Consider the following 21,386-nt stretch of genomic DNA (forward strand, 5'->3'; position numbering starts at 1 on the left):
GCACCGGGAAGGGGCACAGGTGAGTCACCTATCTCCCCGCACAGTGCGGTCTCCAGCATACCTCAATCGCGCTCGGCGACCTGTACGGTGCGCATCAGATCGATGCGCTTGAGAAGGTTCTCGGCGTACATGTCGAATAGCTTCAGACGCGGACCCGAGAGCGGCGCGACCGCCGCCACGTCCGTTGAGAACGGGTTGAGCGGCACACCCTTGAAGCGCAGTTCATAGTGCAGGTGCGGGCCGGTGGCCCAGCCCGTCTGTCCGACGAAGCCGATGACCTGGCCTTGGGTGACACGCGTACCGGGCTTCATGCCTTGGCCGAAGCCGGACAGATGGGCGTAACGCGTCTGGTAATTGCCGGAATGATCGATCTCGACCAGATTGCCGTAACCGTTTTGCTTGCCGACGAACTTGACCACGCCGTCGCCGGCCGCGAACACGCGCGTGCCGATAGGCGCTGCCAGATCCACGCCTTCGTGCTGCTTCCACTTGTGCTGGAACGGATGCTCGCGACCGCCGAAGGCCGACGAAATCCGCGAAAACTCGACCGGCGTGCGCAGGAAAGCCTGTTTCAGATTGCGACCGTCAAAGCCGTAGTACGCGCCATCGGGCGCGCCCTTCGGATCGGCGTACCAGATGGCCTGGTGTGTCTTGCCCTGATTGATGAACTCGATCGCCAGCACACGGCCAGTGCGCACGGTGCGATCCTGCTGCTTGATCACCTCGTACACGAGGCGGAAGCGGTCGCCGCGGCGAACGTCACGCTGGAAGTTGATCACCCCGGAGAAGATGTGCACCATCTGCGCGACGACGGCATCGGGCACGCCCGCATCGTCCATCGCCGTGAAGAAATTGCCCGCGATGGCACCGGAGCGCATGGCCCATTCGGTATCGTTGGCCAACTGCTCCATGCGGGCGCGCAAGCGTCCGCCGTCGTTGCGGTCGATCACCAGTTGCTGGGCCGCGGTGCTGCCATTCGACAACACGGTGGAGAGCGAGACGAGCTTGCCATCGTCGTCGGTCTCGGCCTGCACGACATTCCCAGGGGGCACGCCGATCAGGCGACGGGCGACGGCGTTCTCACGAATGAACCGCTCGGCCGCGGGGTCCTGGATCGACAGCCGCGAGAGCATGTCGCCCAGGGTTTCGCCGCGGCGCAGGGCCACTTGATGAATAAAGGTCTGGGATTGCGCGTCGAGCTGCTGAATCTGTTTGGCCAGGTCGGGGAAGGTGAGCGGCAATGTCACGCTCGCACCGTTGCGGGCCGCGTCGGGCACCATCGGTGCCACGCCGAAAGCGGTCACCATTCCCAACGTCAGGGCAGAACCGACCGTTGCCACGATTTGCACCTTCCTGCGACGGTGCTTGGGCTGCGTGGGATCGATCAGCGTCAGCAGTTCACGCGCAAAAAAATCACGGAGTTTTGGCCACATCACGTAAAATTCTGCGCAACTTACGAAAAAAGCCCGGGCGGAGCGGCACGCTTCGAGATTGCCTGTCGGAATTCCGGGGCAACCCGGCGTCGCTTCGGCCCGAGCCGAGAATTGAGCCGCGATTATAGCAGAGCTACCGCGGCCTCCGCCTTTACTGACTGCTCAAGGGAAACCCTGAACCAGTCTGGACAATGATGTTATGACAAGTGAACACGCACTCACCTCGGAAAAGAAGTATCCCGTGACCGACGCCGCGCGGGCCGCACTGGCGATCGCCAAGCGCGGTTGCGACGAGCTGCTCGTGGAAGAGGAGTTCCTCCAGAAGCTGGCGCGCAGCGAAGCGACCGGCAAGCCGCTGCGTATCAAGCTGGGGCTGGACCCCACGGCGCCGGACATCCACATCGGCCACACCGTGGTGCTCAACAAGATGCGCCAGTTGCAGGATCTGGGGCACACGGTCATCTTCCTGATCGGCGATTTCACGTCGCTGATCGGTGATCCGTCGGGCCGTAACAGCACGCGTCCGCCGCTCACCCGCGAGCAGATCGAGTCGAACGCCAAGACTTATTTCGAACAGGCCGCGCTGGTGCTCGACCGCAACAAGACCGAAATTCGCTACAACAGCGAATGGTCGATGAAGCTGGGCGCGGACGGCATGATCAAGCTCGCGTCGCGCTACACCATGGCGCGCATGCTCGAGCGCGAGGACTTCACGAAGCGCTTCCAGGGCGGCGTGCCGATCGCCATCCACGAATTCCTCTATCCGCTCATGCAGGGCTACGACTCGGTGGCCCTGGAGTCGGATCTGGAACTCGGTGGCACCGACCAAAAGTTCAACCTGCTCGTGGGCCGTGAATTGCAAAAGCAATACGGTCAGGAGCCGCAGTGCATTCTGACGATGCCGCTGCTCGAAGGGCTGGACGGTGTCGAGAAGATGTCGAAGTCCAAGGCCAATTACGTGGGCATCAGCGAGAAGCCGAGCGAGATGTTCGGCAAGCTCATGAGTATCTCGGACGGTCTGATGTGGCGTTACTACGAGTTGCTCTCGTTCCGTACGCTCGACGAGATCGCCCAATTGCACAAGGATGTCGAAGGCGGGCGCAATCCGCGCGACGTGAAGGTGCTGCTCGCGCAGGAGATCGTGGCCCGTTTCCATTCGCAGGCCGATGCCGAGCGCGCGCTCGAAGATTTCAACGCACGCGCCAAGGGCGGTGTGCCGGACGACATCCCGGAAGTTTCCCTTGAAGGCGCGCCGCTGGGGATCGCTCAGCTCCTCAAGCAGGCCGGCTTGGTGCCGTCGACGTCGGAAGCCAACCGCAACATCGAGCAGGGCGGCGTGCGGATCGACGGCGAGGCCGTGTCCGACAAGGGCGCGAAGATCGACGCCGGCACCTATGTCGTGCAGGTCGGCAAGCGCCGCTTCGCGCGCGTGACGCTCGCTTGAGCGTCGCCGCCCGATCGCTGCTGATGGTGCGCGTGCTGGCGCGGGTCGGGCGATGATCGCGCTCATCCAGCGGGTGCTCGAAGCCGCCGTGACGGTCGATGGCCGCACGGTGGGCGCCATCGGTCCGGGCCTGCTCGCCCTGGTATGTGCCGAGCGTGGCGACACCGAGGCGAGCGCGGACAAACTGCTCGCGAAGCTGCTGGGCTATCGCGTGTTCTCTGACGAGGCGGGCAAGATGAACCGCAGCGTCTCGAGTCTCGATGGCAACGGTGCCGCGGGCGGCTTGCTGCTCGTCTCGCAGTTCACGCTGGCGGCCGACACCCACAGCGGCACCCGGCCGAGCTTCACCCCGGCGGCCAGTCCGGCCGACGGCAAGCGGCTCTTCGACCATTTTGTCATGCAGGCGCGTGCGCGCCATCCGATCGTGGAAACGGGCGAATTCGGCGCGTACATGCGCGTCTCACTCGTGAACGACGGACCGGTCACGTTCTGGCTTCAGACGCGTCCCGACGCCGGTTGACGTTCGGCGGCGGCGTGCGCTGGCGATGCCGCGCGTTACTTGCCGCGCCGGCCGCATCCGCCCAGGTTCTATCCCGAAAATTGCTCGGAATCGTCTGGATGTGGGGGAGCGCCCGCACGCGATTCGCATCGGTGTGATACCGTCGACGAGTTCCGAAACGACAATGCTTGGGAGAAACCGATGAAAGTCTGGAGTGACTCGTTTGCCGACAATGCGGCGATAGATGAACAGTTCGCCTTCGGCAAACCGGATGCACAGGCGCACGTGGCGCTGTCGCAGAACAAGAATCCCCATCTGGCGTGGTCCGATGCGCCGGCCGGTACCCGTTCGTTTGTCGTGATCTGCACCGACAGCGACGTACCGAGCCAGGGCGACGACGTCAACCAGGAAGGTCGCGAAGTGCCGGCGACTCTGCCGCGCGTCGATTTCTATCACTGGGTGCTCGTCGACGTGCCGGCGTCGGTGTCCGAGATCCCGGCGGCCAGCCACAGCAACCACGTTACGCCGCGCGGCAAGTTCGGCCCGGACGCGCTCGACGGCATGCGTCACGGCATCAACGACTACACTGCCTGGTTTGCGGGCGACGAGAGCATGCGCGGCGATTACTACGGCTACGACGGCCCGTGCCCGCCGTGGAACGACACGATCGTGCACCACTACCACTTCACCGTGTACGCGCTCGATATCGCGCGTGTGCCGCTCGACGGCCGTTTCGGGGGCGACGACGTGCTCGCGGCGATTCAGCCGCACGTGCTTGGGCAGGCGCGCGTGACCGGCACCTACACGCTCAATCCGGCGCTGGCCTGACGGCACGCCGTCTGACCTCGCCCGCTTTGACTCACGCCACACGCCACACGTAACAAGCAATCGCATCGATGACCGGCATGACCACGACCCTGACTTTGATTCGCCACGGTGAGACTGACTGGAACCGCGCCAAACGGATTCAAGGCCATACCGATATCCCGCTCTCGACCGAGGGCGAGCATCAGGCGGTCTTGTTGGGGCAGCGTATCGCGCGCGAGGTGGCGGCGCGCGGGCGCGTTTTTGACCACGTGCTCACGAGCGATTTGCAGCGAGCGGTGCAGACGGCGGAACCCGTCGCACGCGCGTGCGGCTTGCCGCTGGTGCGCACCGCGAGTTTGCGGGAGCGTCACTACGGGGTCTTCGAAACCCGTGTGCCGGACGAGATCCAGGCGCAATTTCCGCAAGACTATGCGCGCTGGCAGAGCCGCGATCCCGATTTCGTGATTCCTGGCGGCGAGTCCACGCGAGGTTTCTACACGCGTATCACCGAGTCCGTCGCGCAACTGCTGCACGACTATGCGGGCAAGCATCTGGCGCTGGTGGCGCATGGCGGCGTGCTCGATTGCTGCTATCGGCTCGCAACGCGGCTTGCATTGACCGAGCCGCGTGCCTATCCGCTGCTCAACGCGAGCGTGAACCGCCTGGCCTACGATGGCCAGGGCTGGCACGTGCTGTGTTGGGGGGATGTCGCGCATCTGGACGCCGCCGTGCGCGACGAAAGCAACGACAGGCCGGAGGGCGCTGCCGCGATGGATCGCGTCGATCCGCGCGTGGTGTAACGGGCGGGCAGGTTGCGCAAGGGCCGTAGTGCGGACGTGCCTAGCGTTCCAGCGATGACTGCACAACCACGACATCGGGCGTCGCCAATGCGCGGCGACGCGCGCGGTGCGCCACGCTGTTGCGCATGGACCAGCGCGCGACCTGCGCCATGTGACGCACCGCGGGCCGCACCGTCAGGCGGCGCACCGTCGCCCCTTCCCCGAAGCCGAGCATCGCCTGCGACCAGTCGGGCAGTAAATCGATGCCTGCGCGAAACAACACGCCGCTGAACAGGCGCGCGCCTGTGAACGGCGCGGGCAGATTGCGCAACACGCGCACGACTTCGTCGGTGCGCTCGCTCGCGCACAAGGCCGGACGCATGGCGGCGAGATAGTCGTCGATCTGCGCGACACTCGTCGGCACGTCGCGAGCGCCGAGGGCCACCGCAATGCGCGCGACTTCCGCGTAATAACGATCCTGCTCGCTGCGGGCGAACGCCGGATCCTTGTAGACGAGATAGCTGCGCAGGAAGCTCGACGTCTCGGCCACATGCACCCACGTCAGCAGATCGGGATCGTACGCGGCGTAGGGGCGCCCGTCGGGGGCAACGCCCTTGACCTGCAGGTGGATGCGTCGCACCCGTTCGAGCAGGGCGTGGGCGTCTGCCGTATTGCCGAAGGTCGTGCCGCCAATGAATGTCGCCGTGCGGCGCAGACGGCCGATCACGTCCTGCCGGAAGGTCGAGTGATCCCAGACCCCGGCCATCGCGAGCGGGTGCAGCGACTGCATCAGCAGCGCGCTGATGCCGCCGATCATCATCGACGTGAAGTCTCCATGCACGTGCCAGCAGGCGGCGTCCGGGCCGAACAGGCCGGGGTCGCCAGCCGGGGTGTCGTAGTTCAGTCGTGGAGCGCCGGGGCCTGAGGTCAGGCTCACCAGCCGCATCGCAATGGCATGCCGCACACGTCCCGACACGCCCACGACCGGCCCGGCAGGCCGCAAGGGCGTTGCCGGAGGCGGAGTCGGGAGGTCGTCGTGCGAGGGCATGCGAGGTTCAGTGTGGCGATGTCAAAGCGGCAGGGTTCACTTGCCGGTGGCGTCGGGCGACCAGAGCGAGCTGCTGTCCGGCGCACTGCCGGGGGCGGCCAGTCCGAAGTGACGATACGCGGCAAGTGTCGCGACGCGCCCGCGAGGCGTGCGTTGCAGGAAGCCCTGCTGGATCAGGTACGGCTCGATCACGTCTTCGATGGTGTCGCGCTCTTCGCCGATGGCGGCGGCGAGGTTGTCCACGCCCACGGGGCCGCCGTCGAACTTGTGGAGCACGGCTTCGAGCAGCTTGCGGTCCATCACGTCAAGGCCGACCGAGTCGACGTCGAGCATCGAGAGCGCGGCGTCGGCCACGGCGGCGGTAATGCGCCCGTCGGCCTTCACTTCGGCGTAGTCGCGCACACGCCGCAGCAACCGGTTGGCGATACGCGGCGTGCCGCGCGCGCGACGGGCGATCTCAAAAGCGCCGTCGTCGACGATGGCCGCGCCGAGTAGGCCGGCCGAGCGGCGCACGATGCCGGTCAGTTCTTCGGCCGTGTAGAACTCCAGACGCGCCACGATCCCGAAGCGGTCGCGCAGCGGATTCGTCAGCATGCCGGCGCGCGTGGTCGCGCCCACGAGCGTGAACGGTTGCAGGTCGAGCTTGACGCTGCGCGCCGCGGGGCCTTCACCGATCATGATGTCGATCTGGTAATCCTCGAGCGCCGGATACAGGATTTCCTCGACGACGGGCGAGAGCCGGTGGATTTCGTCGATGAACAGCACGTCGTTGGCTTCGAGATTGGTCAGCAGCGCGGCGAGGTCGCCCGGGCGCTCGAGCACGGGCCCCGAAGTCTGGCGCAAATGCACGCCCATTTCGCGGGCGATGATGTGCGCGAGCGTCGTCTTGCCCAGGCCCGGCGGCCCGAAGAGCAGCACGTGGTCGAGCGGTTCCGAGCGCTTGCGCGCGGCCTCGATGAAGATCTCCAACTGGCCGCGCACCTTGCGCTGACCGACATATTCGTCGAGCAGCTTGGGACGCAGCGCGCGCTCGAAGGCTTCTTCGTTAGGCGAGGCCGGGGTCGGCGCAATGATGCGCTCGGCGGCGAGTTTGTCGGTTTCGATCATGGCTGCATTGTAGCGCTTCGGACGTCGCGTGCCGGGGCGGGCAGCGGGAGATTGCGCGGCGTAGGAGGACGGTGTCGGCAGCGGTGCCGGCAGCGGTGCCGGCAGCGGTGACGGCGATGAGGCTCAGCCGACCAGGCGGCCGCGCCGCACGCGCAGGCCCTTGGCCGCAAGGGTCGGGGCGACGCCAGCCAGTGCCGCGTACGTCTCGCCGCTGTGCGCATGGCAGATGGCGACGCCCAGCGCGTCGGCCGCATCCTTGCCTGGGGTGCCGGTGAGCGTGAGCAGGCGGGTGACCATCTCCTGGACCTGCTCCTTTCGGGCGCGTCCGTAGCCGACTACCGCTTGCTTGAGCTGCATCGGCGTGTATTCGAAGACCTCGAGCCCGCCGACTGACAGCGCTGTGATCGCCGCGCCGCGCGCTTGTCCGAGCAGCAGCGTGGATTGCGGATTGACGTTGACGAACACCTTCTCGATGGCGGCCTGATCGGGCCGATAGGTGTCGACCAGTTCCGCCACGCTCTCGAAGATGATGCGCAGCCGCGCGGGCAGCGTGCCTTCGCCGGTGCGGATGACGCCGCTCGTCACGTACTGCAGACGGTTGCCGTGCTTTTCGAGCACACCGAAGCCAGTGACACGCAGCCCGGGGTCGATGCCAAGTATTCTCATGCGGGGGCCAATGGTCGGAAAACCGACCGATGCGGGGCGAAGACGCCAATATGGCCCGTATTCTGGCACAGCCGCGCGAGGGCGTCGCTCACGGTGTGTTTCATCGGGTGAGACGCAATGACGCCGCACCCCAGCGGATCACAACCCGGTGCGCGATGACGCCGCAGGCCGCGTCGCGTCGATTTGTCGCGGTGCCCGGGCCTGAATGCGCGGGACGTTGCCCTTCGCGGTGCGACGGATTGTTGTACATTGTTTGCTGTTCAAAATATTCGACGGCCTGCGTGCGGGCCGCCCGTCCCCGATGCTCTGGATCAAAGCGCTCCATATCGTTTTCGTCGCCTCGTGGTTCGCCGGCCTGTTCTACCTGCCGCGCATCTTCGTCAACCTCGCGATGGAGAGCGAGCCCGCCGCCACGCAGCGTCTGCTGCTCATGGCCCGCAAGCTCTATCGCTTCATGACGATTCTGGCGGTGCCCGCGCTCGCTTTCGGACTGATCCTCTGGCTGTACTACGGGATCGGACGCTACGGCGGCTGGTTGCACGCCAAGCTGCTCATCGTGGTGTTGCTGCTGGGGTACCACCATGCGTGCGGTCGTCTGCTGCGCAAATTCGAAACCGGTCGCAACACACATTCGCATCGCTGGTATCGCTATTTCAACGAATTCCCGGTGCTGGCGCTGCTCGCGGCGGTGATCCTCGTGGTCGTCAAGCCGTTCTGACGCACCGGGTCATGGTTCACCCACGTCGTCGCGCATCGCCAGCACTGGCCACTGCACCATCGCGCGGCCAACCGCGCCCAACACCGATAGCCGAGAGGAGTCTGCCGTGAGTCTGACCTGCGATTATTTCGTGGCGCCGCCGTCGCCCTATGTCTACATGGGGCAGGCCCGCTTTGTCGAACTGGCACGTCGCTACGACGTGCAGATCCAGTTGAAGCCGATGGATATCGGCCGCATCTTCGCCGGCTCGGGCGGCCTGCCGCTGGCCAAGCGTGCGCCGCAGCGCCAAGCGTATCGTCTGGTCGAGCTGGCGCGCTGGTCCCGCTATCTCGGCGTGCCGCTCAACCTGGAACCGAAGTACTTTCCGGTGGCGGGCGATCCGGCGGCGCGTTTGATCGTCGCCGCGCAACTCGCGCATGGCACGGACAAGGCGCTCGCGCTGACGGCGGCCATTTCGACGGCGCTGTGGGCCGAGGAGCGCAACATCGCCGACGAGGCAACGTTGCAGGCTATCGCCGACAGCCTGTCGCTCGACGGCGCATCGCTGCTCGCGGCGTCGAAGACGGCCGGCGTGCAGGCGGCCTACGACGCCAACACCGACGACGCCGAACGCGCCGGCGTCTTCGGCGCACCGTGGTTCGTGTTCGACGGCCAGCCCTACTGGGGCCAGGACCGTCTCGATTTTCTCGAACGGGCTTTTGCCGACGCGCAGGGCGCTCGGCGCTGATCCGACATACCGATCATGGGGTCCGTCGCCCGCGGGTGCGGGCAGCGGCACCCCCCAAGGAGCGAAGAGGATGAGTCTTCCGGAAGTGGTGCTGTACAAGAGCGTGCCGCCGGACGTGCGTGCGCGGTTGGCCGAAACCTTTACGCTGACGGAATTCGACGGGGTGAACGACGGCAACCGCGCGGCATTCATGGCGGCGCTGGGCCGCGCCGAGGGCGCCATCGGCGGGGGCATGAACGTCACGCCCGCATTGCTGGACGCCGCACCCAGGCTCAAGGCCTGGGCCACCATTTCCGTGGGCTACGATCAATTCGACGTGGCCGATCTCACGCGTCGCGGCATCGTGCTGATGAACACGCCCGATGTGCTGACGGAAACCACGGCGGATACCGTCTTCGCCCTGATTCTGTCGAGTGCCCGGCGCGTCGTCGAACTGGCCGAACTGGTGAAGTCGGGCGGTTGGACGGCGAGTCTCGACGAGGCGCATTTCGGTACCGACGTGCAGGGCAAGACGCTTGGCATCGTCGGCATGGGACGCATCGGCGGCGCGGTCGCGCGTCGTGCCGCGCTCGGTTTCGGCATGCGGGTGTTGTACAGCAACCGTTCGCGCAACGAGGCTGCGGAGCAGGCCTACGGCGCTCGGCACCGGGCGCTTCCGGCGTTGCTGGCCGAAGCCGATTTTGTCGTGACGCTCGTGCCGCTATCGCCGGCGACGGAACGGTTGATCGGCGCGAACGAATTCGCGCAGATGAAGCCGGGCGCCATTTTCATCAACGCGGCGCGCGGCAAGGTGATCGACGAGGCGGCGCTGATCGATGCGCTGGCGTCGGGCCATCTGCGTGGCGCCGGTCTCGACGTGTTCGAGCGCGAGCCGGTATCGGTCGATTCGCCGCTGCTGAAGATGAAGCAAGTGGTCGCACTGCCGCATATCGGTTCGGCAACACACGAGACGCGCCATGCCATGGCCGCGTGCGCGGCGGACAACCTCGTCGCTGCGCTGACCGGCAAGCCGCTACGGAACGCCGTCAATCCGCAGGCACAGCAGCGCTGAGCGCGCGGCATAGGCGCTGACCTTAAGCGACGCGAAATGACGAGGGTGAGGCGATAGCCGTGGCTATCTCCCTTCGTTCGTCGTCCGGCGGCGATTGATGACTTCCTTCGCGCGGGCGAGTTGGGCGGGCAGGCGATCGCCCAGGCGCAGCGCCATGCCCACGGCGAGCACGTCGCCAATGGCCAGGTGCGCGATACGCGAGGTCAGTGGCGAGTAGACGTCGGTGTCTTCGTCGACATCGGCGAAGAGCGCCACGCTCGCCTGCCGCGCCAGCGGCGAGTTGCTGTGCGTGATTGCAATCACGCTCGCGCCCGCCGTTCGCGCCAACTGGACGGCTTCAAGCAGATCCTGCGTGCGCCCGGTGTTGGAGATCGCCACCACCACATCCCCTTGTCGCAGCAGCGCGGCCGACATTCCGTAGACATGCGGGTCGCTATATGCCACGGCTGGCACCCCGAGCCGGAAGAACTTGTGCTGCATGTCCTGTGCGGCAATCCCCGACGCCCCCGCACCGTAGAACTCGATGCGCCGTGCCCCGGCAAGCAGCTCGATGGCTTGCCCGATGCTGTCGGGCGAGAGATTGTTGCGAACCTGCATGAGACTGCCGATGGTGCGGTCGAGCACCTTGCTGGCGATGCCCGGCACCGGTTCGTCGGGGCGCACGTCGCGGTGTACGAACGGCACCCCTTGTGCGATGCCCTGCGCCAGCCGGATCTTGAACTCCCGATAGCCGCTGCAACCCACCGCCTGACAGAACCGGGCGATCGTCGGTTGGCTGACGCTGGCGCGTTCGGCGAGTTCGTTCATCGACAGATCGACGACTTCGCGCGGCGCATCCAGCACATAGGTCGCGAGCTTGCGCTCGGACGGGCGCAATTGGGTCAGCGTGGCTTTGATTCGGTTCAGCATGGCAGGCGTCGACAAAAGCAGGCGCCCACTATAGCACCCGCAGGTCCCGGCGCCGCAGCGCGGGCGCGGATCGGCGCGAGTGCAAGTTGCGGCGTTCATGTACAAAAACTACAGAAAATCGTCATTTCATATTGTGGTGTGATGTTTCTTGATACGGTAAAATTCGGCGTAACTATCGGATAACACTAGGGACAAGCCCGGATGCGGATGTCTTTCGATTGATGCGATGTAGAATTTCTACTAAACTCCGCTCCGAATCGCACCTGTCCCGGGTGCGTCGCAATTTCCGTTCCCCGGCATGATGTCTGAGCAAAAGAAGCCCCTGCACCCGACCGTAATGGCCGTCACGGCGCGCATTGCCGCGCGCAGCCGCGACACGCGTGCGGCGTATCTGGCTCGCGTCGACGCCAGCGCTGGACGCTTCCCGCAGCGCGGCGCGCTGTCCTGTGCCAATCTGGCGCACGGTTTCGCCGCCATGCCGGCCAATGACAAGCTCGTCCTGCGCGAGCAGCGTCGTCCGAACGTCGGCGTCGTCACGGCTTACAACGACATGCTCTCGGCACATCAGCCGTATGAGTCGTATCCGGCGCGTTTGCGCGAAGCCGCGCGCAAGCTCGGCGCCACGGTGCAGGTCGCGGGCGGTGTGCCGGCGATGTGCGACGGCGTCACGCAAGGCAACGCGGGCATGGAGCTATCGTTGTTCTCGCGCGAGATCATCGCCATGAGCACGGCGATCGCACTCTCGCACAACATGTTCGATGCCGCGCTGATGCTCGGCGTGTGTGACAAGATCGTGCCGGGCCTCGTGATCGGCGCGCTGCAATTCGGTCATCTGCCGACGATCTTCGTACCGGCCGGTCCAATGACGAGCGGCTTGTCGAATGACGAGAAGGCCAAGATCCGCCAGGCGTATGCCACGGGCAAGGTCGGCCGCGACGCGCTGCTCGAAGCCGAGTCGCAGGCCTATCACGGCGCAGGCACCTGCACGTTCTACGGCACCGCCAACAGCAACCAACTCCTGATGGAAATCATGGGCCTGCACCTGCCGGGCGCGGCCTTCGTGCATCCGCACATGCCGCTTCGCGACGCATTGACCGACGCCGCCCTCGCGCGCGTGCTGGCCATCGGCGCCGACACGCCCGACTACACCCCGATCGGCCATGTGGTCGACGAGCGTGCCGTCGTCAACGGCATCGTCGGCCTGCTGGCCACGGGCGGTTCCACCAATCACACGCTCCATCTGGTGGCGATGGCCCGCGCGGCGGGCGTCATCATCGATTGGGACGATTTCGACGCGTTGTCGGCCGTGGTGCCGCTCATGGCGCGCGTCTATCCGAACGGCAAGGCCGACGTGAATCATTTCCACGCGGCGGGTGGCATGGGCTTCCTGATTGGCGAATTGCTCGACGCGGGTCTGCTGCACGACGACGTCAAGACCGTGGCCGGTCCGGGCCTCGCGCGCTACCGCGCCGAGCCGTGGCTGTCGCCCGATGGACTGGCGTGGCGCGCCGGTAGCGCCTACAGTGGTGATCGTGACGTCCTGCGCGGCCATGCCGAACCGTTCGCCCCCGATGGCGGATTGCGGCTCATGCACGGCAATCTGGGCCGCGGCGTCATCAAGGTGTCGGCGGTCAAGCCGGAACATCGGCGCGTGGCCGCAACGGCACGCGTATTTGCGTCGCAGGAAGCGGTTCAGACCGCGTTCGACGCCGGTGAATTGCGTCGCGACGTGGTCGTGGTGCTGCGTGGCCAGGGGCCGCGCGCCAATGGCATGCCCGAGCTGCACCGCCTCACCCCACTGCTCGGTGTTTTGCAGGACGAAGGGTTTGCGGTGGCACTCGTGACCGATGGCCGGATGTCCGGCGCCTCGGGCAAGGTGCCCGCCGTGATTCACGTGTCGCCCGAAGCATCGGGCGGCGGGCCGCTGGCACGGGTGCGCGACGGCGATCTGATCGTGCTCGACGCGAACGCCGGCATGCTGCACGCCGAGGTGGCTCCGCAGGCGTGGGAGGCGCGTGAGATGGCAGAAGTGCCGGTCTCGGGCGACGACACCGGGCGTCTGCTCTTCGGTCACATGCGCGCGGCGGTGGGCGCGGCAGAAGCCGGCGCGTCCGTGTTCTTCGGTTCTGAGTGACGTGCCGGTCACGTCGCTGCATTCAAGGAAAACGTAATGGACATCAATGACATCGTTCGTGCCGGCCCCGTGGTTCCGGTGCTCCAGTTCGACAGCGTCGAGCAGGGCGAGCAGGTCTCGCGTGCGCTGCTCGCGGGCGGCGTGCGGGTCCTCGAAATCACGCTGCGCACCCCGGCCGCGATGGACGTGATTCGCCATGTGGCGGGGCTGTCCGACGAACTGATTGTCGGCGTGGGCACGCTCACGCGCCCGGAAGAAATGGCGCAGGCCGTGGCGGCCGGCGCGCGCTTCGGCGTCTCGCCGGGCTACACGAGCGCGCTGGGCGCGGCGGCCAGGGCAGCAGGTCTGCCGTTGCTGCCGGGCGTGGTGACGCCGTCCGATATTCTCGCGGCACTCGCCGATGGCTACGACACGGTGAAGTTCTTCCCGGCCGAACCGTCGGGGGGCGTACCGATGCTCAAGGCGCTTTACGGGCCGTTCCGGCACGTGCGTTTCTGCCCGACGGGCGGTATCAGCGCCGAGTCGGCGCCGTCGTATCTCGCGCAACCCAATGTGGTGTGCGTGGGGGGATCGTGGCTCACCCCCAAGGCGCTCGTGGACGCGCAGGACTGGGACGGCATTACGCGTCTCGCGCGCGCGGCGACTGCCTTGCCGCGCCGCTAGGCAACACCGGTTTCATCGAAGCAACGCATCACATCCAACAATTCCAATAATCGGGCGCAAGCCCTTCGGGCATTCGCCCATCTAGCCAAACGAGGAGACCCCCCATGGTCGCGGTGCAAGGCAACTTGCTGCTGGTGTACGCGCTAGTCGCGGTAATCGCGCTGATTCTGCTGATCGCGCGTTTCAAACTGAATCCGTTCATCACGCTGATCGTCGTCTCGCTCGTGCTCGGGCTGGCGGTGGGCATGCCGATGGGGGGAATCGTCAAGGCGTTCGAGACAGGCGTGGGCAACACGCTGGGGCACATCGCGCTGGTGGTGGGGCTTGGCACGATGCTCGGCAAGATGATGGCCGAGTCGGGCGGGGCCGAGCGCATTGCGCGCACGCTCATCGGCGCCTTCGGTGAGAAGAACGTGCACTGGGCGATGGTCGTGATCGCGTTCATCGTCGGTCTGCCGGTGTTCTTCGAAGTCGGTTTCGTGCTGCTGATTCCGATTGCGTTCAACGTCGCCAAGCGGACCGGTACGTCGATGGTGCTCGTGGGCATTCCGATGGTGGCGGGCCTGTCGGTCGTGCACGGCCTGATTCCGCCGCACCCGGCCGCGTTGCTCGCCGTGACCGCCTACAACGCGGACATCGGTCACACCATCATGTACGCGCTGATCGTCGGCATTCCGACGGCGGCCATTGCCGGTCCGCTGTTCGCAAAGCTCATGGCGCGCCACGTGGTGCCCAATCCGGACAATCCGCTGCTCTCGCAGTTCGTCGAAAAGGACCGTGCGCTGAATGAACTGCCGGGCTTCGGCATCACGCTGTTCACGATCCTGCTGCCGGTGATCCTGATGCTCATCGGTAGCTGGGCCGACCTGTTCTTCGCGCCGAAGACGTTTGCCAACGAATTTCTGCGCCTGATCGGCAACTCGGTGATGGCGTTGCTGATCGCCACGCTCGTGAGCTTCTTTACGTTCGGCAAGCAGCGCGGTTTCAATCGCGACCATATCCTGAAGTTCACCAACGAGTGTCTGGCGCCGATCGCCACGATCACGCTGGTGGTGGGAGCGGGCGGCGGTTTCGGGCGTATTCTGATGGACAGCGGCGTGTCGAAGGCAATCGTCGATGTCGCGACGAACGCCCACCTCTCGCCGCTGCTGCTGGGCTGGCTGGTGGCGGTGCTGATTCGTATCGCGACGGGCTCGGCCACGGTGGCCATGACCACGGCGTGCGGCATCGTCGCGCCGATCGCGGCGGCCGCCGGTGCCACCGTGAAACCGGAATTGATGGTGCTGGCCACGGGCGCGGGCTCGCTGATCCTGTCACACGTCAACGACGGCGGCTTCTGGCTGGTCAAGGAATATTTCAACATGACCGTGCCGCAGACCTTCAAGACCTGGACGGTGTGCGAGACGATCATTTCGGTTGTGGCGTTGCTGCTGACGCTCGGCCTCGCCACGGTGGTGTGAGGTAGCGATGCAGGGCGTGCAACAGCGTCAATACGCTGACGCGAGTCAGCCGGTTACAAGGAGGCGAGCCATGATCGTCGTGGTAATGGGCGTATCGGGCAGCGGCAAGAGCACGGTCGGGCAACGACTTGCCGAGCGTCTGGGCTGCGGGTTTTCCGACGCGGATTCGTTTCACAGCGCCGCGAACATCGAAAAGATGCGGCGCGGTGAGGCGCTTAACGACAACGACCGCGCCCCGTGGCTGGCGGCGATTCGCGAGGCGATCGTCGCGCGCCGCGTGGCGGGGCGTCACCACGTGTTCGCGTGTTCGGCGTTGCGCTCGCGCTATCGCGACGTGCTGGGCGAGCACGACGGCGACGTCGTGTTCGTCTATCTGAAGGGAGCCCCCGAGGTGATCGGCGAGCGCCTGGCGTCGCGTGGCGGGCACTTCTTCGACCCGGCGCTGTTGCAAAGCCAGTTCGACACGCTCGAAGAGCCGCGCGACGCGTTGGTGATCGACATCCGCGAGTCGCCCGACGCCATCGTCGAGACGCTGTTGCACAAACTCGCCGCCTGCCCCGGTGGCGCGGCGCTGACGCCGGCCGGGTCGGCGCGCGTACAATAGCGGTTTATTCCCTCCGCCGGCACTTCGCGTGCCGGTCGTACGCATCGAAATGGCTTCCTTCGAATTCTTCGCGCCCTGTCCTCGCGGACTGGAAGAGGCGCTCGCCGCCGAATTGGCAGAGCTGGGACGTCTGGCGCCCGTGTCGGTGGGCAAACAGGTGCCCGGTGGCGTGCATTTCGCCGGTCCGTGGGCAGCCGGCATGGCCGCCAACCTGCATTCGCGCATCGCGAGCCGCGTGCTGCTTCGCATCGCCCAGCAGCCCTACCGGACCGAGCAGGACATCTACGCCTTCGCGCTCGCGCAGCGCTGGGAAGAGTGGTTTTCGTCGCAGCAGACGCTGCGCGTGGACGTCACCGGCATCAAGGCGCCGGTGCGCAGCCTCGAATTCGTCACGCTGCGGATCAAGGACGCCGTGTGCGACCGCCTGCGCGAAAAGACCGGCGCGCGGCCGAACATCGATACGTCGCAGCCCGACGTGCGGGTGTTCGCCTTCCTGACCGCCACCGACGCTACCCTCTATCTCGATACGTCGGGCGAAGCGTTGTTCAAGCGCGGCTGGCGTCTGGACAAGGGCGCGGCCCCGCTGCGCGAGAACCTGGCTGCGGGCATTCTGCGTCTGGCCGGCTGGCGCACCGACACGGCGGCCGACATGGTGCTGTACGACCCGATGTGCGGCAGCGGCACCTTCCTCGCGGAAGCGGCGCAGATTGCGCTGGGCGTGCCCGCGGGTGCCGAGCGCCGCTTCGGCTTCGAGAAACTCAAGGGCTACGACATCACGGCGTGGCAGACGCTGAAGGTGCAGGCCACCGAGGCGCAACGCGACGCGCGAGTGCGCGGCGTGCCGCCGACGATTTTCGGCAGCGACATCTCGGGCGATATGCTGGCCAAGGCCCGCGCCAACCTGGAGCGTGCGGGCGTGGGCGACATCGGCCTCAAGCAGGTGGATGCGCGCGATATGTCGCCCCCGGTGGATCGGCCCGGCATCATCGTCGCGAATCCGCCGTACGGCGAGCGTATCGAAGTGCGCGGACGTCGCGGATCGCGCGAAGCCGATGACGGCGACGAATCGCCGGACATGCAGGGCAATCGTGGCGGTCAGTTTCAGCGCAATCAGCCGGACGGTGTCGACGCGGCGTTCTTCCGCGCCTTCGGCGACGCGCTCAAGCAGCGCTTCACGGGCTGGAGTGCCTACCTGCTGACGGCCGACATGAGCCTGCCCGGACAGATGCGTCTGCGCGAATCGCGTCGCACACCGCTGTTCAACGGCGCGCTCGAATGCCGTCTGTTCCGCTTCGACCTGATTGCCGGCTCGGTGCGCAAGCGCGGAGAAAGTGAGGGCAAGGGCGAAGGCAAGGACGAGGCGGGCGCGCCGCAAGCGTAAGCGACGTTGCGCATTCGACGTTACAAAAAAAAGACCGGCGCCTGCCGGTCTTTTGTTTTGTGCGCGACGTGCGCCACGCGATTACTGGTCGGTGGCCGGTGACCACGCGATACGCGGGCCTGACGCTGGGGCGGGCGGTGCCGGCAGCGCGGCCGACGTCGCTCCGCGTCGCTGCGCAGCCAAGGTCGCGAGGCGTATGCGCAGTTCGCTCGGTGTGACGCGCGCGCGCTCAGGATCGCAGGTTACGTTGTCCGGGTCCGACAGATCGCTGTCGTAGTCGAGGCCGGTGCGCGGCGAGTGGCCGGAAACATTCATGAATCCGACGGGCGTGACGTTTCTGAGCCAACGCTCCGTCTCGCAGGTGACGGCGTTATCGGACACGATGTCGTCATGGAAGGTTTCGCTACGCGGATCCGGATAGATCTCCCAGATGTCGTCTCTCACCTCCCAATGCGGCCAGAGTTGGCCGTCTGCACCGTAGTGCGTGTACGCCAGCGCCTGATAGGCCTTGCGGCATGCCTCGCGCCGGACACTATCGTCCGGTCGATCGCGCGTGGCCGTATTGAGGAGTCGCGTGAGGCACCCCGTGTCACCCGGCGATACGCTGTAGAAATACACCCACTTGTTGGTGACATCGAACGTCCACGGCACGGCGACGTCATGGCCGAACGCCTGCAGGATGCGCAGCGTCAGCACATCGTCGGCCACGTGCACGGGCTCGTGGCGCTCCAGCACGGATCGCGCCCAGTCGTTCAGCGTCGGCGTGATCACGAGCCGCTCGAAGAGGGACCAACCCATCGGTCGTGCGCACAGCCGTTGCACGAGATCGGAGGCAATGGCACTGGGCAAGCCTGTATCCCGCAGCAAATCGATCGTCACCTCATGGTCTTCCAGCACGGCGAGCCGACGCAGCGCCATTTGCTGTTGCGCGTTGCGTGCCGGTTCACCGATGGCCGTCTTGCCGACATAGGGCGCGACTTCGCGTCCGAACACGCAATCCGGGTGCTCGGCCGCTACCGTTATCGCCTCCTTCGTCGGATTGCACTTGGGGTTGAGCGCGCGAATCTGGATGACGTCGCTCCAGCACAGCGTTCGATAGATCGGCGCCAGTGCCGGCGTACTCAGATGCGCCGTGGCGACTGTGCCGGCATGATGATTTTCCACGTTCATCGGAACTCTCCTTCGGACAATGCAAGAGATGGCATTGTCGGGAAGGCGTCCGGTGCGAGGTGTCGAGATCGTGCGCCGGAATTGTCGAAACGGGGACGGACGCCTCGACGCGGCAGACGGCGAGGCGCCCGGAGTGTTCGCGCAGGGTCCCCGGATTATGCGCGCCGTTCGGTCAGGAAGCGGCGCAGGATGCCGTGCGAGTAATGGCTGGCCACCTCGCGCAGAAAGCGTGGGAAGTCGACGTGGGCGGTGTCGTCGGCGCTATCGGAGAGCGTGCGCATCACCGCGAACGGAACACCGTACTCGTGACACACCTGTGCCACGGCGGCCCCTTCCATCTCCACGGCAAGGGTTTGCGGCAGCGCGTCGCGCAGCCGGCTGACCTCGCCCGCGCTGGAGACGAACTGATCGCCGCTCGCGATTTGCCCGACATGCACGCGTGGGGCGCTCATCTGCCATTCGGTGCGCAGCGCGACGGGCACTTGCGTCGCCATCTCCTCGGCGAGCCAGTCTCGCGCCGCTTTCGCGAGGGCGTCGCGCAGCGGCGGTGCGCTGGCGAAGGCGTTTCGGCCGAGCAGCGGGATTTCGAAACGAGGGAAGAGGGGGCTGGCGTCCATGTCGTGCTGCACGAGCGTGTCGGCCACGACGATGTCGCCGACCGACAACCCATGCGCGAGCCCGCCCGCCACGCCGGTGAAAACGAGCTCGTCGATCGCGAACCGGTGAATCAGCGCGGTGGTCGTGGCGGCCGCCGCGACCTTGCCGACACGTGCGAGCACGACGACACAGTCATGGCCATGCAGCTTGCCCACGTGGTACTCGCGCATACCGACGGACTCGACGTGCGCGCCGGGCGCCATCTCGGCGAGCAGATCGGTAATTTCTTCGTGGAGAGCGGCGACAATGCCGAGCGTCATGGCGCGGTTCCTGGGAGCAATGAGGAGCGCGCATTGTAGCGCGGGGCTGCCCGCATACTTCCGGTGCAGCCCCGCAGTGCGGCCGATGACGAACGTGTCGCGTTAGTCGACGGCCTTGACCATCTCTTCGACAACCTTCTTCGCGTCGCCGAAGACCATCATGGTCTTGTCGAGGTAGAACAACTCGTTATCGAGACCGGCGTAGCCCGCCGCCATCGAACGCTTGTTGACGATGATCGTCTTGGCCTTGTAGGCCTCGAGAATCGGCATGCCGGCAATCGGCGATGTCGGATCGTTCTTCGCGGCCGGGTTCACCACGTCGTTCGCGCCGAGCACCAGCACCACGTCCGTCTGGCCGAATTCGCCGTTGATCTCGTCCATCTCCAGCACCTGATCGTACGGCACTTCGGCTTCGGCGAGCAGCACGTTCATATGACCCGGCATGCGCCCCGCCACCGGGTGAATGGCGTAGCGCACATTCACTCCCTTCTCGGTGAGCTTGTCGGTCAACTCCTTCAGGGCGTGCTGCGCGCGGGCGACGGCCAGGCCGTAACCCGGCACGATCACCAGCGATTCGGCGTTGCTCATCAGGAACGCGGCGTCGTCAGGCGACCCCGACTTTACCGGCCGTTGTTGTTGCTCGCCGCCCGCGGGGCCCGCGCCTGGCGTTGCACCGAACCCGCCGAGAATCACGTTGAAGAACGAGCGATTCATGGCTTTGCACATGATGTACGACAGGATGGCGCCTGACGAACCCACGAGCGAGCCTGCGATGATGAGCATCGGGTTGTTCAGCGAGAAGCCGATACCGGCGGCTGCCCAGCCCGAGTACGAGTTCAGCATCGACACGACGACCGGCATGTCCGCGCCGCCAATCGGGATGATGATGAGCACACCGAGCACGAACGCGATGGCCGTCATCAGAACGAACGGCAGCCAACTTTGCGACAGGAAGAAGATGACACCGAAGCCGAGCATCGCGATGGCGAGCAGCAGGTTGATCGTGTGCTGGCCCGTGAACTGGACCGGCGCGCCCTGGAACAACCGGAACTTGTACTTGCCCGAGAGCTTGCCGAAAGCGATGACCGACCCCGAGAACGTGATCGCGCCGACGAACGTACCGATGAACAACTCGATCCGATTACCGGAAGGCAGCACCGTTTCGCCGGCCGGCACAATGCCGAATGCCGCCGGTTCCGCGACCGCCGCCACCGCGATACACACGGCCGCCAGACCGATCAGGGAGTGCATGGCCGCGACCAGCTCCGGCATCTTGGTCATCTCGACCTTGCGCGCGACGAACGCACCGATGCCACCGCCGACCACGAGCCCACCCAGAATCAGCCCGAGCCCCGAGTAGTTCCCGCCCATCAGACGTCGCAGTTCAAAGATCAACGCAATCGTGGTGAGGGCCGCAATGGCCATCCCGATCATGCCGAACGCATTGCCGCGTCGCGCCATCTTTGGGTTCGACAGGCCCTTGAGCGCCTGGATGAAACAGATCGACGCGACCAGATACAGCAGCGTCACAAGATTCATACTCATTGCTTGTCCCCCTCGGCCGCCTTGACGGGCGCCTTGTCTTTCTTCTTGAACATCTCGAGCATGCGCTGTGTGACGAGGAAGCCCCCGAACACGTTCACCGCCGCAAGCGCCACGGCCACGACACCCATCGTCTTGCCGAGCGCGCCTTCCGTGAGCCCGGCCGCGAGCATCGCGCCCACGATCACGATGGCCGAGATCGCGTTCGTCACCGCCATGAGCGGCGTGTGCAGCGCAGGCGTGACGTTCCACACCACGTGATAGCCGACGTACACCGCCAGCACGAAGATGATCAGATTGATCACCGTGTGATTGATCATTTCCATG

Annotated in this window: 21 protein-coding genes; 12 read left to right on the plus strand and 9 right to left on the minus strand. The window is 65.7% G+C overall.

Annotation, left to right across the window (positions count from 1 at the left end):
- Window positions 1–62: 62 nt before the first annotated feature.
- Window positions 63–1,433, minus strand: a complete 1,371-nt coding sequence (locus tag PCE31107_RS04445) for a M23 family metallopeptidase (protein WP_150606716.1) — start codon at window positions 1,431–1,433, stop codon at window positions 63–65.
- A 199-nt stretch (window positions 1,434–1,632) separates the two neighbouring features.
- Between PCE31107_RS04445 and tyrS the strand changes: the two genes are divergently transcribed.
- The 4 genes from tyrS to PCE31107_RS04465 all read left to right on the plus strand — a co-directional run bounded on the left by tyrS (window position 1,633) and on the right by PCE31107_RS04465 (window position 4,983).
- On the plus strand, window positions 1,633–2,877 hold the full coding sequence (gene tyrS / locus PCE31107_RS04450) for a tyrosine--tRNA ligase (RefSeq protein ID WP_150606718.1): 1,245 nt from the start codon (window positions 1,633–1,635) through the stop codon (window positions 2,875–2,877).
- 52 nt (window positions 2,878–2,929) lie between these two features.
- Window positions 2,930–3,397 (plus strand): D-aminoacyl-tRNA deacylase, encoded by a 468-nt coding sequence (dtd, locus tag PCE31107_RS04455; RefSeq protein ID WP_130024962.1) that lies wholly within the window; start codon window positions 2,930–2,932, stop codon window positions 3,395–3,397.
- Between the two features lie 180 nt (window positions 3,398–3,577).
- A complete protein-coding gene (locus tag PCE31107_RS04460) occupies window positions 3,578–4,204 on the plus strand; it encodes a YbhB/YbcL family Raf kinase inhibitor-like protein (protein WP_150606720.1) in 627 nt (208 codons plus the stop codon).
- A 77-nt stretch (window positions 4,205–4,281) separates the two neighbouring features.
- Window positions 4,282–4,983, plus strand: coding sequence for a histidine phosphatase family protein (locus PCE31107_RS04465; RefSeq protein WP_150606722.1), 702 nt, complete (start codon window positions 4,282–4,284; stop codon window positions 4,981–4,983).
- Window positions 4,984–5,023: 40 nt separating this feature from the next.
- Here the strand turns inward: PCE31107_RS04465 and PCE31107_RS04470 are convergent, their stop codons facing one another.
- From PCE31107_RS04470 to ruvC, 3 genes are all read right to left on the minus strand, one after another.
- The gene (locus PCE31107_RS04470) at window positions 5,024–6,010 is read right to left on the minus strand and encodes an oxygenase MpaB family protein (RefSeq protein WP_425494703.1); all 987 of its coding nucleotides are present in this window, start codon (window positions 6,008–6,010) and stop codon (window positions 5,024–5,026) included.
- A 36-nt stretch (window positions 6,011–6,046) separates the two neighbouring features.
- Window positions 6,047–7,117 carry a Holliday junction branch migration DNA helicase RuvB gene (gene ruvB, locus PCE31107_RS04475; RefSeq protein WP_026132306.1) on the minus strand — a complete coding sequence of 357 codons (1,071 nt, stop codon included), beginning with the start codon at window positions 7,115–7,117 and terminating at the stop codon, window positions 6,047–6,049.
- A gap of 123 nt (window positions 7,118–7,240) precedes the next feature.
- Window positions 7,241–7,783: a crossover junction endodeoxyribonuclease RuvC gene (ruvC, locus tag PCE31107_RS04480; RefSeq protein WP_150606724.1), complete on the minus strand. Its 543-nt coding sequence runs from the start codon at window positions 7,781–7,783 to the stop codon at window positions 7,241–7,243.
- Window positions 7,784–8,084: 301 nt separating this feature from the next.
- Here ruvC and PCE31107_RS04485 point away from each other — a divergent pair, with 301 nt between their 5' ends.
- The 3 genes from PCE31107_RS04485 (at window position 8,085) to PCE31107_RS04495 (ending at window position 10,279) form a co-directional block, all read left to right on the plus strand.
- Window positions 8,085–8,501, plus strand: coding sequence for a CopD family protein (locus PCE31107_RS04485; protein ID WP_130024966.1), 417 nt, complete (start codon window positions 8,085–8,087; stop codon window positions 8,499–8,501).
- Window positions 8,502–8,607: 106 nt separating this feature from the next.
- Complete coding sequence (locus tag PCE31107_RS04490; protein WP_130024967.1) at window positions 8,608–9,228, plus strand: 2-hydroxychromene-2-carboxylate isomerase; 621 nt, start codon at window positions 8,608–8,610, stop codon at window positions 9,226–9,228.
- 70 nt (window positions 9,229–9,298) lie between these two features.
- Window positions 9,299–10,279 carry an NAD(P)-dependent oxidoreductase gene (locus PCE31107_RS04495; RefSeq protein WP_150606726.1) on the plus strand — a complete coding sequence of 327 codons (981 nt, stop codon included), beginning with the start codon at window positions 9,299–9,301 and terminating at the stop codon, window positions 10,277–10,279.
- A 63-nt stretch (window positions 10,280–10,342) separates the two neighbouring features.
- Here PCE31107_RS04495 and PCE31107_RS04500 read toward each other — a convergent pair whose 3' ends face one another.
- Window positions 10,343–11,188, minus strand: a complete 846-nt coding sequence (locus PCE31107_RS04500) for a MurR/RpiR family transcriptional regulator (RefSeq protein ID WP_017235662.1) — start codon at window positions 11,186–11,188, stop codon at window positions 10,343–10,345.
- 301 nt (window positions 11,189–11,489) lie between these two features.
- Between PCE31107_RS04500 and edd the strand changes: the two genes are divergently transcribed.
- From edd to PCE31107_RS04525, 5 genes are all read left to right on the plus strand, one after another.
- A complete protein-coding gene (edd, locus tag PCE31107_RS04505; protein ID WP_174966550.1) occupies window positions 11,490–13,322 on the plus strand; it encodes a phosphogluconate dehydratase in 1,833 nt (610 codons plus the stop codon).
- 36 nt (window positions 13,323–13,358) lie between these two features.
- Entirely contained in the window at window positions 13,359–13,985 is a 627-nt protein-coding gene (gene eda / locus PCE31107_RS04510; protein WP_130024969.1) for a bifunctional 4-hydroxy-2-oxoglutarate aldolase/2-dehydro-3-deoxy-phosphogluconate aldolase, read from the plus strand.
- Between the two features lie 104 nt (window positions 13,986–14,089).
- Window positions 14,090–15,445, plus strand: a complete 1,356-nt coding sequence (locus tag PCE31107_RS04515; protein ID WP_017235665.1) for a GntP family permease — start codon at window positions 14,090–14,092, stop codon at window positions 15,443–15,445.
- 70 nt (window positions 15,446–15,515) lie between these two features.
- Complete coding sequence (locus PCE31107_RS04520; protein WP_017235666.1) at window positions 15,516–16,049, plus strand: gluconokinase; 534 nt, start codon at window positions 15,516–15,518, stop codon at window positions 16,047–16,049.
- A gap of 49 nt (window positions 16,050–16,098) precedes the next feature.
- The gene (locus PCE31107_RS04525) at window positions 16,099–17,430 is read left to right on the plus strand and encodes a THUMP domain-containing class I SAM-dependent RNA methyltransferase (RefSeq protein WP_130024970.1); all 1,332 of its coding nucleotides are present in this window, start codon (window positions 16,099–16,101) and stop codon (window positions 17,428–17,430) included.
- 81 nt (window positions 17,431–17,511) lie between these two features.
- Here PCE31107_RS04525 and PCE31107_RS04530 read toward each other — a convergent pair whose 3' ends face one another.
- From PCE31107_RS04530 to PCE31107_RS04545, 4 genes are all read right to left on the minus strand, one after another.
- Window positions 17,512–18,600 carry a hypothetical protein gene (locus tag PCE31107_RS04530; RefSeq protein ID WP_150606728.1) on the minus strand — a complete coding sequence of 363 codons (1,089 nt, stop codon included), beginning with the start codon at window positions 18,598–18,600 and terminating at the stop codon, window positions 17,512–17,514.
- A gap of 155 nt (window positions 18,601–18,755) precedes the next feature.
- Window positions 18,756–19,517 (minus strand): 5'-methylthioadenosine/adenosylhomocysteine nucleosidase, encoded by a 762-nt coding sequence (locus PCE31107_RS04535; protein ID WP_150606730.1) that lies wholly within the window; start codon window positions 19,515–19,517, stop codon window positions 18,756–18,758.
- Between the two features lie 102 nt (window positions 19,518–19,619).
- On the minus strand, window positions 19,620–21,062 hold the full coding sequence (locus PCE31107_RS04540) for an NAD(P)(+) transhydrogenase (Re/Si-specific) subunit beta (protein ID WP_150606732.1): 1,443 nt from the start codon (window positions 21,060–21,062) through the stop codon (window positions 19,620–19,622).
- Window positions 21,059–21,385 (minus strand): NAD(P) transhydrogenase subunit alpha part 2, encoded by a 327-nt coding sequence (locus PCE31107_RS04545; protein WP_130024974.1) that lies wholly within the window; start codon window positions 21,383–21,385, stop codon window positions 21,059–21,061. The genes PCE31107_RS04540 and PCE31107_RS04545 overlap by 4 nt, the downstream gene beginning before the upstream one ends.
- Between the last annotated feature and the right edge of the window lies 1 nt (window position 21,386).

This window comes from Pandoraea cepalis (assembly GCF_902459625.1).
GTDB classification, from domain to species: domain Bacteria; phylum Pseudomonadota; class Gammaproteobacteria; order Burkholderiales; family Burkholderiaceae; genus Pandoraea; species Pandoraea cepalis.

Excerpts from the sequence above, each read along its gene's own strand:
- PCE31107_RS04445 (WP_150606716.1), bottom strand. The coding sequence starts at position 1,433 with ATGTGGCCAAAACTCCGTGATTTTTTTGCGCGTGAACTGCTGACGCTG.
- tyrS (WP_150606718.1), top strand. The coding sequence starts at position 1,633 with ATGACAAGTGAACACGCACTCACCTCGGAAAAGAAGTATCCCGTGACC.
- dtd (WP_130024962.1), top strand. The coding sequence starts at position 2,930 with ATGATCGCGCTCATCCAGCGGGTGCTCGAAGCCGCCGTGACGGTCGAT.
- PCE31107_RS04460 (WP_150606720.1), top strand. The coding sequence starts at position 3,578 with ATGAAAGTCTGGAGTGACTCGTTTGCCGACAATGCGGCGATAGATGAA.
- PCE31107_RS04465 (WP_150606722.1), top strand. The coding sequence starts at position 4,282 with ATGACCACGACCCTGACTTTGATTCGCCACGGTGAGACTGACTGGAAC.
- PCE31107_RS04470 (WP_425494703.1), bottom strand. The coding sequence starts at position 6,010 with ATGCCCTCGCACGACGACCTCCCGACTCCGCCTCCGGCAACGCCCTTG.
- ruvB (WP_026132306.1), bottom strand. The coding sequence starts at position 7,117 with ATGATCGAAACCGACAAACTCGCCGCCGAGCGCATCATTGCGCCGACC.
- ruvC (WP_150606724.1), bottom strand. The coding sequence starts at position 7,783 with ATGAGAATACTTGGCATCGACCCCGGGCTGCGTGTCACTGGCTTCGGT.
- PCE31107_RS04485 (WP_130024966.1), top strand. The coding sequence starts at position 8,085 with ATGCTCTGGATCAAAGCGCTCCATATCGTTTTCGTCGCCTCGTGGTTC.
- PCE31107_RS04495 (WP_150606726.1), top strand. The coding sequence starts at position 9,299 with ATGAGTCTTCCGGAAGTGGTGCTGTACAAGAGCGTGCCGCCGGACGTG.
- PCE31107_RS04500 (WP_017235662.1), bottom strand. The coding sequence starts at position 11,188 with ATGCTGAACCGAATCAAAGCCACGCTGACCCAATTGCGCCCGTCCGAG.
- edd (WP_174966550.1), top strand. The coding sequence starts at position 11,490 with ATGTCTGAGCAAAAGAAGCCCCTGCACCCGACCGTAATGGCCGTCACG.
- eda (WP_130024969.1), top strand. The coding sequence starts at position 13,359 with ATGGACATCAATGACATCGTTCGTGCCGGCCCCGTGGTTCCGGTGCTC.
- PCE31107_RS04515 (WP_017235665.1), top strand. The coding sequence starts at position 14,090 with ATGGTCGCGGTGCAAGGCAACTTGCTGCTGGTGTACGCGCTAGTCGCG.
- PCE31107_RS04520 (WP_017235666.1), top strand. The coding sequence starts at position 15,516 with ATGATCGTCGTGGTAATGGGCGTATCGGGCAGCGGCAAGAGCACGGTC.
- PCE31107_RS04525 (WP_130024970.1), top strand. The coding sequence starts at position 16,099 with ATGGCTTCCTTCGAATTCTTCGCGCCCTGTCCTCGCGGACTGGAAGAG.
- PCE31107_RS04530 (WP_150606728.1), bottom strand. The coding sequence starts at position 18,600 with ATGAACGTGGAAAATCATCATGCCGGCACAGTCGCCACGGCGCATCTG.
- PCE31107_RS04535 (WP_150606730.1), bottom strand. The coding sequence starts at position 19,517 with ATGACGCTCGGCATTGTCGCCGCTCTCCACGAAGAAATTACCGATCTG.
- PCE31107_RS04540 (WP_150606732.1), bottom strand. The coding sequence starts at position 21,062 with ATGAGTATGAATCTTGTGACGCTGCTGTATCTGGTCGCGTCGATCTGT.
- PCE31107_RS04545 (WP_130024974.1), bottom strand. The coding sequence starts at position 21,385 with ATGGAAATGATCAATCACACGGTGATCAATCTGATCATCTTCGTGCTG.